A 13,830-nucleotide genomic window follows, 5' to 3' on the forward strand; every position below is an offset into this window, starting at 1 on the left:
AATTCAGGTGTGCTGCGTTACTTCAGCATCTTGCATCATTCGGTCCGACTAAGTCCCTGCATGATGTAATTGCTCACGTATGTAATCAGCTTGGGTCAGACAGTGCAAACATGATCTCGCCTTCAGCGACCACTTTGTCGCCCACTCGGGCTGTTGCTTTACCTTTACCAATGGAACCCTTCAGACGTGTAATCTCTACTTCCAACATCAACGTATCTCCGGGCACAACTTGTCCACGGAATCGGAAATTGTCCAGTCCCGCCAAAAAGCCGATTTTGCCTTTGTTGCCTTCCAAATTCAGAATGGCTACTGCACCAACTTGCGCCAGCGCTTCTGTAATCAGTACACCCGGCATTACCGGATACTCTGGGAAATGACCAATGAAGAAAGGTTCGTTAATGGTTACGTTCTTCAAACCAACGGCACGTTTGCCATCCTCAATCTCTAGAATCTTGTCCACCAGCAAAAATGGGGGGCGGTGCGGGATGATCTCTTGGATCTGTTTGATATCGAGCACAGTGTAATCTCCTCTCGGGATGTTTATATGAGCGTTCTTCATCATGGATTGACTCTTAGCGCTACGGTGGTCGTTACGGTTACGGATCGTCCTTCTGATCGCTGTTGTCTCCGATTTTTTTTGATCAACCTCAGAGAGGTCAAAATTCGGTGACAAAGGCGAGCGCTTCGCTTCTTCTGAACGATTCCGTTCCCTCCACTTACTTCGGTGCTGCAAGGTCAACCCTCACATGACAAAATCAAAAGCTCATACAAATGGGTTTTTAATTTTTAAATTTTGTATGAAAAGCATATTTTCGGTTAACACTAGTTATATCCTTCATGACTGCAGTAGTGAAGGTTAAGATAAGGGGTCTCTCTTCGCGATGACGAATGTCTTTCGCAGGGGAGGCCTCTTTTGACGTCAAACGTCATCCATCATTATACTGTTTTCAACGTCAAAAAGAAAACTCCTGCCTGCGCAGGAGTTTTCGCTTAACTCGTTACATTATGGAGCGAATACCAGATTATATACATGTTCCCATGTACTCCATTGCAATACGGAACCGATATCCTGTTTGCCCAGTACCACATATCCAGCTACCATTCCGCCAGCAAGGGCAAGAACAAGCAGGACCGGAACCAGAAACCATCTTGCGATGCGCCATCCACTCTTCTTCTTCTTGACTTCCTTCTTCTCTGGCTTACTGTTCTGCTGCTGTGTTTCTGTCATCACATTCACCTTTTACGCTCTTATAGTGTTGGCAAGACCCATCATGGAGTCACTCGAAGTTAGCGCCCGTGCCGCCAACTGATATGTCCGCTGTCCTTGCATAAGCAAAGCCATCTCCTGTGTCAGATCCACATTGGATTGCTCCAGATAACCTGGACGGATCATGGCAGTCGCTTGACGTGTAGCTGCATCAGCGCCAAATACATCATCCTCGGTTAATCCCGCATCCAGCCCGAACAGGTTATCCGCATACTGTACCAGCCCCTCAGGGCGTTCAATGTCTACCACTTGCAGTTGTGCTCCAATGGTTGCGTTCGCCTCATTACCGCGTCGGATTAGCAGGTTGCCATTTTCATCAAAAGCAACCTTGCTATTATTCGGTGCCGTAATACGGTTTCCTAGACGATCCAGAGCAAAGTGACCTTCGCCATTGACCATAACCATCATGTCTGGTGAATTCGGAGTAGGCTTCGGTCTTGTATCCGGTACAAAATGAAATGCACCCTGACGTGTCCACATTTTTTCCCCATTCGCTTCAACTGCAAACATAGCATTTCCCTCAATGGCCAGATCGGTTGGAAGGCCTGTCTCATTTAAGGTGCCCTGAGACATATCCTTCGTCACATCTGCCAAACGAGCACCAAAACCGAGGTTATATCCCATCGGTGTGGAACGTCCATCCAGTTTGTATTTGTCCGGTTGTTGTTGAACCCGGGTCAGCACATCCTCGAAAGCCGCTTGCTTGCTCTTATAGCCTGCCGTATTCACGTTGGCAATATTATCGGAAATGACATCCAGACGCTGCTGTATGGCAGTCATGGAAACTTTGGCACTAATCATGGAATTATTCATTGGTGGTTTACCCTCCCTTGGTTCCTGTCCACCCTCCCAAACCCTCCCTAGTAGGGAGGGCCCCAGATGGCGCTGCCCTCTGGACTCCCGAAACAGGCGGATTAGGTAAGTGGGGTACGATCTTGCTAAGTGGCGGTGGTGTGTGTGCGCCGCGACTGTCCGACTATGATTCCCGCCATCGTTTCACATGGCTAAATCATAGTCGGACACGCTCTTTATACGGCGTGTAGCTCCGCGTGGTCTCTTCCCTGCTTTGCTTCGCAAAGGACTGTCGAGACCGTCGCTACGCTCAAGTACAGCTGCGCAACCCTCGCATAGGCTCGGCTGCGTCTAGGCTCTTGCGCTTCGCGTGAGCCTCTCTACTTTGCTACGCAAAGGGCGTTTGGCTCTCCGCTACGCGGTTATATTTAAACGTCGTCGTTATACACGACCGACTTCATTGACGGCTTTTTCCAAACTGCGGTCGTAGAACTGTACGACCTTCTGGTTCGCTTCATATGCACGGTATGCAGCGTTCATATCAACCGTTGCCTGTGAAGCATCGACATTCGAGCCTTCCAGGTATCCCTGACGGATCTGCACATTATCACCGGCAGCCAGCATCCGGGCAGTTGCCCCATTTTCATCACTCAGACTGAAATTGCCATCACCTTGACGAACCAGTTGATTCGGCTGGTCAATGACACTAATACCGAGAGTAACGCCTGTCGGTGCACCCGTTGCTGCATCCACAAGACGGCCTTGCTCATCCACTTTAAATTGCTCTACCGAACCTGTCAACACTACAGGTTGTCCATTATTATCCAACACTTGTGAACCTGTTGAACTCAGCAGCTGTCCGGTTCCTGTAATCTCGAAGTGACCATCACGTGTATATCCGGTATTACCTTGTGCATCCTGAACTGTAAAATACGCCTGAGGCTGGTAAGTTACCGTACCATCGGCCCGTACAAATTTGCCTGAAGCATCAAACGGGACAGGTTGTCCAGTCTGTGGATCATTGACAGTCATATTGGATGAAATGGAAAAATCATTTTTCTGTCCAGTCTCCATAATGGTCCCCTGCAAATTCATGGACAAACTCTCTTCCGCGAACACCCCTGTGTTCAGCTTGCCCAGCCGCTTTGTCGGGAGATTCGCATCTCCGCCTACCAAGGTAATGAGCATTTCCGGGAAGGAACGGCTTACGCTATTCACCTGTTTATATCCCGTCGTGTTCGCATTTACAATATTCTGCGTTGCTGTATCATGGCGGCGTTGTTGCGTAATCATTCCCGCAGTAGCGGTGTACAGACCTCTTAACATGAATTAACCCCTCTCCTCAAGCGCTTGTCCTGCATCACAGGCTGGCTGCTTGTCCGTTCTGCTTTCCGAGCATGGCGAACCTTTGCTATTTATATCGGCAGATTAGAACTTTTTCTTAACCACCTGATCCAAATTATTAAGCATAATGCCTGTCCCCTTCACGACACAATGCATTGGATCTTCCGCAACCCATACCGGTACATGCAATTCATTGGACAAAAGCTCGTCCAGTCCTTTGAGCAATGCGCCTCCACCAGTCAACACTACACCACGGTCGATAATGTCCGCTGACAATTCCGGCGGTGTACGTTCCAGTACCGACTTGGCTGCAACGATGATGGATTGCACGGAATCCCAAAGTGCTTCCTGTACTTCTTTTCCCGATACCGTTACGGTAACTGGCAGACCGGATACCATATCGCGCCCACGAATATCCATCTCGGATTGATGTCCACCTGGTGTCACCGAACCAATCGCAATCTTGATATCTTCCGCAGTCCGTTCACCGATCATGAGCTTGTACTTGGCTTTGATAAACTTGATAATGGCTTCGTCGAACTTGTCCCCTGCGACTTTAATAGAAGAGGCGGTGACTACGTCGCCCATAGAAAGGACTGCAACGTCAGTCGTGCCGCCGCCGATATCCACGACCATATTGCCGCTCGGCTGAAAAATATCCATTCCCGCACCGATCGCTGCCGCTTTCGGCTCTTCTTCCAGAAACACTTCTTTGGCACCGCTGCGCTCCGCTGCCTCGCGGATGGCCTTCTGCTCCACGGAAGTAATGTTCGTTGGTGCACAAATCAGAATTCGAGGGTGGCTGTACCAACTTCTTGCACCCACACGATTAATGAAATGTCTGAGCATCGCTTCTGTAATCTCGAAGTCCGCAATAACGCCGTCGCGCAACGGTCTAATGGCAACAATGTTACCTGGAGTACGCCCCACCATACGACGCGCTTCTTCCCCAACAGCAAGGACACGCTTCGTATCTCTTTCAATGGTCACGACGGAAGGTTCATCGAGGACAACCCCACTTCCTTTCACGTGAATAAGCACGTTCGCCGTGCCAAGATCAATACCGATATCCTTGCTAAACATAAAAGAGCCCCCAAAGTGATATTATTTGGTCAGCGTATCCTGTGAAAAAGAGTCCCTTATCACGTCACCGCTCGTTCGACAAAGTGCAACATATATATGTAAAAATCGGGCTGATAAGATGTCATAATTCGATCCTGTACCAGCTTTTAACATATCATACTTCAGGGGAGGGATTCAATGCATGTGTGAGCTTTTTGGCCTACGTCTTTGTGAAGATGCTTACGATTTGGCGGAAGCCAACACCTCACGTTTCTTGCCACTCGTTTTTTTGTATTTGATTTTGGTCGCTTCCCCGCCCCGCAAATGGCGGATCGACTTGTGATACTCCAAAATGTGTTTCACCTGGTCAGCAAGATCAGGGTTGATTTCCGGCAGACGCTCCGTCAGATCCTTATGCACAGTACTCTTTGACACGCCGAATTCCTTGGCTATGGTACGGACCGTATTCCTCGTCTCAACAATGCAGCGACCAATTTTGATGGTCCGTTCCTTGATGTAATCGTGCACGCTCCCGCCTCCCTACTGTGTGGATAGTTTGGTACATTATATGAGGAGCATGCCTATATATTCGCGGTTTAGAGGTGTGACAAGCTTCGAAGGTCCCATTATTTTCTGAAAAGCACAAAAAGAGCAGAGGTTTAACCCTCTGCCCGTCATGTTACTGCGGTATAAATCATTTATTTTTCCGGAAGATATCCTTGCGGGTTAACCGGCTGTCCGTCTTCGTACACTTCAAAGTGAAGGTGGTTGCCGAGCGTTTTACCCAATTCATTAACGCCAGCAGATGCAATCGCATCTCCCTGTTTCACTTCGTCGTCCTGTTTCACTTTGACGTCTGCCAAGCTTTGGTATACCGTCTTCAGGTTATCGCTGTGAGTGATTTCCACAACCTGACCTGTGAGCGGATTTTGTTCCACCCGTGTAACTTTACCGGCAAGTGCTGCTTTGACTTCAAACGTTTTGTTATCCCCACGTGCCAGATCCACACCTGTGTTCGGGATAAATGTATCATTGTACTGCACCATCGCCGCTTCATGTTCCTCCGTTGAAGCTTCGTTATCATAGAAAGGTTTCACTACCGAAATTTCGGACGGTACCGCTACCGGCCATACAAAATTCTCCGACTTTGCAACAACTTCCACACTTTCTTCTTCTCCGCCTACCGCTGTTCCTTCTGTACCCGCCGATGCGCCTGTTTCTACTACCCCGCTAGCAGGGTCCGAGTTCAGCGTTTTGTCGCCTGTGCCCTGATAGACCCACACTAAGGTTAGTATAATGCCTGCTGCTGCGATGTAGGCTGCCGGGAAGACCCAGCGTTTGGACATTGCTCTTTTCCATGAAGAGGGCTGGCTAGCCGGTACTCCTTGAGTTGTTTTAGGAGTTTCTTCTTGGATTGTTTTTTTGTTTTGTTCATTCATGTTAATCACCTCAGTAACAAGTGTTACCGGGTGCAACTCTTTTATACACGCGCGACTCTAATTATTTTCACGGAGGTTTCAGAGAGTGCTATATATGGAGTGTGTGTGCAGCTAGTTGGTGCGCCGCTTCGGGGCCAGAAAACCTTTCGACCGCTGGTTACTACCAGATTTCTTCTATCACCTTCTTCAAAGGTGAAATCCGGTAGTAAAGGCGGACACTTTGTTTCTACAGGTCTTTTCTGTCCCCTACGCTCCCCATACGGCTAGCACTCTTCGTATATATAGCCAAATCTCGAAAGCTCCGGAATGGGTGGTTGGTACTAAGCTCAAATTGGCTTTAATGACCAATCTTTCTACGAAGTCAGTTTACTAGCAGAAAGCGAAATGATATAGGATGTGACTGGATACCGGTCAACTAAGGCTTTCCTGACGTCCTCATGAGTCAAAGCATTTATCTATACATCCCTGTCCCTATCTCCTACTTCGATGCCAGCATCTTGGATGCCTGTCCGAATGAGATACCTGTATAGTAATGTTTGAGGATCTGGGTGGCGGTGTGTCCCTCCTGCGCCATGCCGTTTGCTCCCCATTGGCTCATACCCACACCATGACCATACCCGTACGTTGTAATCTGGACCTCATCTCCCACAGCCTTCCAACTGAATTGGCTGGATCTTAATCCGAGCAGCTTGCGAACCTCAGGACCGTTGAATGTTTCACCTGCGATCTGCATTTCCTTTATTCGATGCCCTTTGGTGGTAGATAATACTTCCATCCATGATCCATCCTTCTGAGCAGTAACCGGAATGGCATCCAAGTTTAGCTTCTGCAGAATCTCGTTACGCTTCATGGTGACCGTCTGCTCGAAGCCGGGTGCCAGGTTTTTATCCCAGGGACTGTCTACACTTTGCAGATATGGCACAGCGTTCCCCCACACATCTTCTGCATTCTCCGTATATCCATTACTTGTAGAGAAAAAGGAAGCTGTGATCGCTTTGCCCTGATATGTCATAACCGCATCTCGACTTTCGCGTACAGCCTGTTGCAACTTCTCCCATTCCTTCGCCTTCCCCAGACGAGTCCATTCCGATTTCACCTGATCTGGCGGAATAAACACCTGGTGGCTGACCGTATCCGTCACATCGGCCGTACCCGATGGAACACCACTTGTATCACTCGCAGCGAGTCTTCGTACGATAAATGTGCGCGCTGCGATCGCCTGCGCCTTTAACGCCTCCAGTCTGAATTCCGCTGGCATCTCTGCTGCTACTACCCCGGTAACATAGTCTTCCAATGGCAGATTCATCGTTGTCCCCGTTGCAGACAGGTATACGCGCACTTGGGGTTCGGGGTAGGTAACAGGGACTGCTGGCGCAGGAGCTGGGGATGGTGTACTGTTGGTATCTGCTCGAACAGGGGTTGGCTTAACCGATTCGCTCTCCCGCGGCCATACCAGAATCACCGGGATCAGTAATGCCATTGCCAATAAGGCAGATACAGCGGCAGCCGGTTGCCATCTTGTTGGGTTACGTCCCCATCGACGTTTTCGTCCGAATGTCCGCATTCGACGACGCTTCACCCGGCGGAACTGGTCCAACTCAATAACAGGTATATGGATGTGCTCGGCTGCCTGTCTGTCTAGTTTATCTGTCGACATCTGCTCTGGGCTTGAACATTTTCCAGGATGTGATGGGACAGCCCTCAGGTTCACTGGGGCAAACTTGTCTTTTTCCACTCCAGTTACGATATTTCCCTCCGGCTCTTGCATACCCGGACGAGGGACAAGGGGTACCTTTACCTGTACACGAGCTTCTTTCATTCGAATATAACCCTCCGTTGTCTATGGCCGGTTAAGTGCCGGTCGTGTTGTTCAAATCCATAGTTTAGGGTATGAGTTAGCTTGATCTGATAGAACCTGATTTAAGAGAAACGAGGCCCCATTCGTTCCGTTACATTTCCAGCTTTCTTTTACTATGTACATCTTAAAAAGGTTGATCTATCGCTGAATACCGGTGTTTAACTGGATACGAGACCCTATATAGAGTACGCTCTTTCATTTGGTTCAGAATTGATACAGAATACGATGTTATGCTATACAAGTTAGGACCAGCTATTAATAGAATCAGGTATTAAACATCACATTCGTCTTCTTGAAAATAAACACAAAAAAAGCCAAGCCGGATGGCTTAGCTTTTCATCTTTTACAACATATGTCTATCGCATTTGTAATCCACACAATCGTGTGACTCAATACTATAGAACAGGATTTTTTTAGTTCAATCCAGTGTTAAGCTAAAGTCGGTTGCACCTTAAACATCGGTACTTCTTTCTCCACTTTTTCACTAGGCGCTTTGGTTGCTTCCAGCTTAGGCTCATCAACCGAAATCCGATAGATGTCAGCGCCAAGTCCGTTAAGCTTCTCAGCGAGATGTACATAGCCACGGTCGATGTGATGAACACCGCCCACTTCCGTTGTACCTTCAGCAACAAGACCTGCAATAATGAGTGCGGCACCCGCACGCAAATCGGTAGCCGTTACTTTGGCACCCTTCAGTTTGGCATTACCTGTGATGATGGACGAACGTCCTTCAACTTTGATCTCCGCATTCATCAATTGGAATTCATCCACATGCATGAATCGGTTTTCAAAAACAGTCTCTGTCACGACACTTGTTCCTTCAGATGCGAGCAAGAGTGCCATCATCTGGGATTGCATATCGGTCGGGAATCCTGGGTATGGTAATGTTTTCACGTCCACAGCCTTAAGAGGACGATCTGCGATTACACGCACGCCATTCTCATCCGGTTGAATCGTTACACCCATCTCTTCAAGCTTCGCAATAACGGAGCCCAGGTGATCAGAGATTGCACCTTCAATGTACACGTCACCACCAGAGATTGCAGCAGCAGCCATATACGTACCAGCTTCTACTCGATCCGGAATGACCGTGTGAGTAACGCCTGTCAGCTTCTCCACACCTTCGATGCGGATCACTCCAGTACCAGCACCACGTACAATGGCACCCATTCCATTCAGGAAGTTGGCAAGATCCACAATTTCAGGTTCTTTTGCCGCATTCTCCAGAACAGTTACGCCTTCGGCCAATGTAGCAGCCATCATAATATTTTGAGTGGCACCTACGGAAGCCACATCCAGATAAATTTTCGCGCCACGCAACCGACCTTGGCTACGAGCTTCGATATAACCTTGGCCCAAGCTGATCTCTGCGCCCATGGCTTCAAAACCTTTCAAATGCTGATCAATAGGTCGTGTACCGATGGCACATCCACCAGGAAGTGAGATTCTTGTATGACCCATTCGCGTCAACAAAGGCCCCATGACCAGGAAAGACGCCCGCATTTTACTTACCCATTCATACGGGGCTTCACAGGAAGTAAGTTTCTCCGCATTTACGGTAATCACTTCGTCCCGGTATGTAACTCCCGCTCCCAGCGATTCCAACACCTTGTTAATCGTCATCACATCGTCTAGAGGAGGCGCGTCAACAATAACGCTTTGTCCTTCTTCCCCTAAGAGAGAGGCAGCGATGATCGGAAGAACAGAATTTTTAGCGCCGCTAACTTTGACACTTCCGGTCAACCTTTTGCCACCGCGGACGATAAATTTGCTCATCATGGTTCCCTCCGCGCTTTTATTCCCTTTTCTTCATTCCGGAATACGTAAGCCCCACTGTGCTAGAAAGGACTGTTGCTGTGTATGGAATTTCGACATATTTTGGCATATTGCCACAGATGTCTGTTCAGAAAAGAATTAGTTTTTATAATCCATATCAATGATACCATGTGCCGTACATCTTGCTATTCAGCATGTAAAATCAGTGTCTTACAAGCCAACAGAGCATCAGAACAGACAGAGTGGGATGGTTATTAGCCGGCATCAACCGGATATCCCGTTTATAACTACAAAATAAGTGAACAATTGTGAATTCCCTAACTTCCATCATAACATTGTTGAATTGTACGATACAAGCATTTTTACATAAAACATCTCAAATTCATCCAATTTTACGTCACATTTTTTTTCTTAATTACTTTACCGACAACTCATACTCTAATTGTTAACACAATTAATCGATGTTATTCGACAATGAGCTCCTTGAAGATCCTAACAGATGATTAACCAACCATCTCAACATTAAAACAAATTCTTCAACATTTGGGTCCAAGACAAGTAGTCAATGACAAAGCCAGCAACGGCGTGCCCCAAAATGATGGCGAACAACAAATGTAACAGTCTTCCCTGAGCACCTCGTGGCTGTCTGATGATTAAATCCAGTTTGAGGTTCTGTAAAGCCCACCAAGACAATGCTATACATAACAGGGAGACGATAATTGAGACCAAGCCATTGGTGCTTAGCGCTTGGTTCACCTGATTCGTCAGATCAGTATCCATATATTCATTACCTCCACATTTGTTGCAGCGATCAGCATATCATATGCCCAACACCCATAACTTGTTAGCATAGGTATGTATTGAGGATAACATGCTGAGCGTACTGTCAGATTTACTCCTGCCATGCAGGAATCTCCTGATGCCCAATAGGCGAGCAGCAACAATCCGGCTGTGCATGACTATGGAATCTACTACGCAGCTGCCTGCTTCTGCTGACTCTATGGAATATAGGCTCTTTCATCATACATTGTCAATTACATTGATTTCCACTTCTAAAATATTTTAATTTTAAAATGCCGGGATTTTGTGACTAAAACGACATAAAAGAGCGCTATTTCGATATCGATTCTGTCATTTCCTCGGAAATAATTTGAATTCCTTCTTGATAAAAATGGTTCTCTCAGTGGTAAATGCGCCCACTACTTTAGTCCTACATTCTATTCAAGTCCTCATAATCGGTGATTAATCTGCTTAATAAACTTCTGTTTAATGAAGGGATCACATGGAATTTGAGGCCAAATCTTTTACTATATTTGATAAAACAATTCTATTAAACAAACTCAAAAAAGCCCGGCAGACTAAGCCGCCGGGCTTCCGAGAATCGTTTATTTGCCGAATACATTAATCCGGTTAACCGCTTTTTGCAGAGCAATCTCTGCACGGCGGTGATCAAAGTGGTCCTGATTGCTTTGGCTTGCAAGCCGACGTTCTGCCCGCTCTTTTGCCGCACGAGCACGATCCACATCAATGCTTTCCGGGAATTCAGCACTCTCTGCGAGTACAACAACCTTATCTCTACGTACTTCGATAAACCCGCCACCGATGGCAACTCGTTTATTTTCTTTTCCGTTATGAATATAGATTGGTGCAATCTGCAAAGGTGTAACCATAGGAATATGACCTGGCAGAATGCCCAGTTCCCCTTCAATACCACGAGCCGTGATCCGATCTACCTGTTCTGAATATACCAGACGCTCGGGTGTTACAATTTCCAACAAAAAGGTGCTCAATTCCATCCCTCCTGAAACTATCCGAAGGATAGCCCACATAAGGACAATCCTGGATTCAGACTAAACCAGTGTTTTGGCTTTCTCCACTGCCTCTTCAATTGTACCCACAAAGAGGAAAGCTGCTTCCGGAAGATCATCATACTTACCTTCGAGAATCTCTTTAAAGCTGCGCACCGTTTCTTTAACCGGAACGTATTTACCCGGAATACCGTTAAATGCTTCAGCAACGTGGAATGGCTGGGACAAGAAACGTTGGATTTTACGAGCACGGTATACAAGCGCTCTGTCTTCTTCACTCAACTCGTCCATACCCAGGATTGCAATGATATCTTGCAATTCATTGTAACGTGCCAAGATACGTTTAACGCCTTGAGCTACGCTGTAGTGTTCCTCACCTACAACTTCAGGGGACAAGATCCGTGAGCTGGAAGCCAATGGATCCACCGCAGGGTAGATACCCATCTCGGAAATTTTACGCTCCAAGTTCGTCGTTGCATCCAAATGGGCAAACGTCGTTGCAGGAGCCGGGTCAGTGTAGTCATCCGCAGGCACGTAGATGGCCTGAATGGATGTTACAGAACCTTTTTTTGTTGATGTGATACGCTCTTGCAGCTGACCCATTTCTGTTGCCAGCGTAGGTTGGTAACCTACCGCGGAAGGCATACGTCCAAGCAAGGCAGATACTTCTGAACCCGCTTGGGTGAAACGGAAGATATTATCGATAAAGAGCAACACGTCACGGCCTTCTTCATCACGGAAGTATTCCGCCATTGTCAGACCTGTGAGGGCTACACGAAGACGTGCGCCTGGAGGCTCGTTCATTTGTCCGAAGACCATTGCTGTTTTGTTGATAACGCCGGAATCACTCATCTCGTGATACAAGTCATTACCTTCACGTGTACGCTCACCAACACCCGCGAATACGGAGATACCGCCGTGCTCTTGTGCGATGTTGTTGATCAATTCCTGAATGGTTACCGTCTTACCTACACCGGCACCACCGAAGAGACCGATTTTACCACCTTTGGCGTAAGGAGCGAGTAAGTCGATAACTTTAATTCCTGTTTCCAGCATCTCTGCTTGGGTAGTCAGTTCATCAAATGCAGGCGCTGAACGGTGAATCGGGTTCTTCCGTTCAGTAGCTACGGCACCGCCAGTATCAATGGTTTCGCCGAGTACGTTAAATACACGACCCAGTGTCGCTTCTCCGACTGGTACAGAGATTGGCGCTCCTGTGTCTAATGCTTCCATACCACGAACAAGTCCATCCGTGGTGGACATCGCAATACAACGTACCCGGTTGTCACCCAGATGTCTAGAAGCTTCGAGTGTAAGGTTCACACTTACGCCGCTCTCACTTACTGTGGTGATCGTAATGGCATTGAGGATTTCCGGCAGACCGCCGCGATCAAACTCGACGTCAACAACCGGACCCATGATGCTCACAACGCGTCCTTTGTTCATCTTAACGTTCCCCTCCTACAAGCCTGCTACTTTTGCAAAAATAATGTCCGTTCGTTTATCTTTGCTCTGCAAGCCTTCATTAATAAATAACAATTATCCTTGTGCTGCGTTAGCACCTGCCACAATTTCCGTAATCTCCTGCGTAATCGCCGCTTGACGGGCACGGTTATAGGTCAATGACAAGTCGTTAATGAGCTTAGATGCATTTTTGGTTGCATTACCCATTGCTGTCATTTTCGCGCCCAGCTCACTTGCCTTACCGTTTAGAAGCGCACCATAGATCAGCGTTTCCGCATAACGCGGAAGCAAAACCTCCAGTACAGCTTCAGCAGACGGCTCGTACTCGTATGCAGCTTGTCCTTCCGCAGCAGTTACCTCAGGTGTTTCCATCGGAAGAAGTTTTTCTACCGTAGGAATCTGGGTCAACGCATTCACAAAGCGGTTATAACAAATGTACAATTCATCAAATTCAGCCAGTTCAAACCCACGAACTGCTTCGTGTGCAATGGATTTGATATCTGCAAATGAAGGCGAATCCGACAGATCTGTTGTTGTGGATGCCATCGCCATTTCACGACGTCTGAAGTAATCGCGTCCTTTACGTCCAATGACGAACAATTCGTAGTCATTCGAGGAGTTATGGCGCTCTTTGAGCGTCTGATTAACTTGACGCAAAACGTTCGCATTGTATCCACCCGCAAGACCACGGTCCGATGTAATGATCAGGTAAGCTGTCTTTTTAACAGGACGGCTCTCCAGCATCGGGTGTTTAATATCTTGTGCGCTAGAAGCAATACTCGCTACAACTTCTTTCAGTTTCTCCGAATATGGACGGGCTGCTTCCGCTTTTTCCTGCGCTTTACGCAGTTTTGCAGCAGCTACCATCTCCATTGCTTTGGTGATCTGCTTGGTGCTTTGTACGCTTTTAATTTGCCGCTTAATTTCGCGCATGCCTTTTGCCATGATTTCACCACCTCAAAACTTTGACGGAGTCAAAGTTACTTCGTAAGCATCATCTTTTTTGACTAAGTCAAAGTA

At 47.4% G+C, this 13,830-nt stretch carries 13 protein-coding genes; all 13 read right to left on the reverse strand.

The genetic code is table 11. From position 1 onward, the window contains the following. Positions 1 to 85: 85 nt before the first annotated feature. The 13 genes from fabZ to atpG all read right to left on the reverse strand — a co-directional run bounded on the left by fabZ (position 86) and on the right by atpG (position 13,755). The gene (gene fabZ, locus HF638_RS08095) at positions 86 to 517 is read right to left on the reverse strand and encodes a 3-hydroxyacyl-ACP dehydratase FabZ (protein WP_169480031.1); all 432 of its coding nucleotides are present in this window, start codon (positions 515 to 517) and stop codon (positions 86 to 88) included. A 486-nt stretch (positions 518 to 1,003) separates the two neighbouring features. After that, positions 1,004 to 1,228: a DNA-directed RNA polymerase subunit beta gene (locus tag HF638_RS08100; RefSeq protein ID WP_062836973.1), complete on the reverse strand. Its 225-nt coding sequence runs from the start codon at positions 1,226 to 1,228 to the stop codon at positions 1,004 to 1,006. Positions 1,229 to 1,240: 12 nt separating this feature from the next. After that, positions 1,241 to 2,080, reverse strand: a complete 840-nt coding sequence (locus tag HF638_RS08105; RefSeq protein ID WP_062836972.1) for a flagellar hook-basal body protein — start codon at positions 2,078 to 2,080, stop codon at positions 1,241 to 1,243. A gap of 420 nt (positions 2,081 to 2,500) precedes the next feature. Beyond that, on the reverse strand, positions 2,501 to 3,385 hold the full coding sequence (locus tag HF638_RS08110) for a flagellar hook-basal body protein (RefSeq protein WP_169479764.1): 885 nt from the start codon (positions 3,383 to 3,385) through the stop codon (positions 2,501 to 2,503). Between the two features lie 102 nt (positions 3,386 to 3,487). After that, positions 3,488 to 4,486 (reverse strand): rod shape-determining protein, encoded by a 999-nt coding sequence (gene mreB / locus HF638_RS08115; protein ID WP_145324412.1) that lies wholly within the window; start codon positions 4,484 to 4,486, stop codon positions 3,488 to 3,490. A gap of 219 nt (positions 4,487 to 4,705) precedes the next feature. Then, positions 4,706 to 4,993: a sporulation transcriptional regulator SpoIIID gene (gene spoIIID, locus HF638_RS08120; protein ID WP_024632710.1), complete on the reverse strand. Its 288-nt coding sequence runs from the start codon at positions 4,991 to 4,993 to the stop codon at positions 4,706 to 4,708. Between the two features lie 170 nt (positions 4,994 to 5,163). Then, a complete protein-coding gene (locus HF638_RS08125) occupies positions 5,164 to 5,904 on the reverse strand; it encodes a M23 family metallopeptidase (RefSeq protein WP_169479765.1) in 741 nt (246 codons plus the stop codon). Positions 5,905 to 6,382: 478 nt separating this feature from the next. After that, positions 6,383 to 7,723, reverse strand: coding sequence for a stage II sporulation protein D (gene spoIID, locus HF638_RS08130; protein ID WP_169479766.1), 1,341 nt, complete (start codon positions 7,721 to 7,723; stop codon positions 6,383 to 6,385). 468 nt (positions 7,724 to 8,191) lie between these two features. Further along, positions 8,192 to 9,538, reverse strand: a complete 1,347-nt coding sequence (gene murA / locus HF638_RS08135) for a UDP-N-acetylglucosamine 1-carboxyvinyltransferase (RefSeq protein WP_169480032.1) — start codon at positions 9,536 to 9,538, stop codon at positions 8,192 to 8,194. A 522-nt stretch (positions 9,539 to 10,060) separates the two neighbouring features. Then, positions 10,061 to 10,318, reverse strand: coding sequence for a DUF1146 family protein (locus HF638_RS08140; RefSeq protein WP_169479767.1), 258 nt, complete (start codon positions 10,316 to 10,318; stop codon positions 10,061 to 10,063). 605 nt (positions 10,319 to 10,923) lie between these two features. After that, a complete protein-coding gene (locus HF638_RS08145) occupies positions 10,924 to 11,328 on the reverse strand; it encodes a F0F1 ATP synthase subunit epsilon (RefSeq protein WP_169479768.1) in 405 nt (134 codons plus the stop codon). Positions 11,329 to 11,388: 60 nt separating this feature from the next. Further along, on the reverse strand, positions 11,389 to 12,792 hold the full coding sequence (gene atpD, locus HF638_RS08150; protein WP_169479769.1) for a F0F1 ATP synthase subunit beta: 1,404 nt from the start codon (positions 12,790 to 12,792) through the stop codon (positions 11,389 to 11,391). Between the two features lie 93 nt (positions 12,793 to 12,885). Continuing rightward, positions 12,886 to 13,755, reverse strand: coding sequence for an ATP synthase F1 subunit gamma (gene atpG / locus HF638_RS08155; RefSeq protein ID WP_169479770.1), 870 nt, complete (start codon positions 13,753 to 13,755; stop codon positions 12,886 to 12,888). Between the last annotated feature and the right edge of the window lie 75 nt (positions 13,756 to 13,830).

The organism is Paenibacillus sp. SZ31 (assembly GCF_012912005.1).
Classification (GTDB): Bacteria; Bacillota; Bacilli; order Paenibacillales; family Paenibacillaceae; genus Paenibacillus.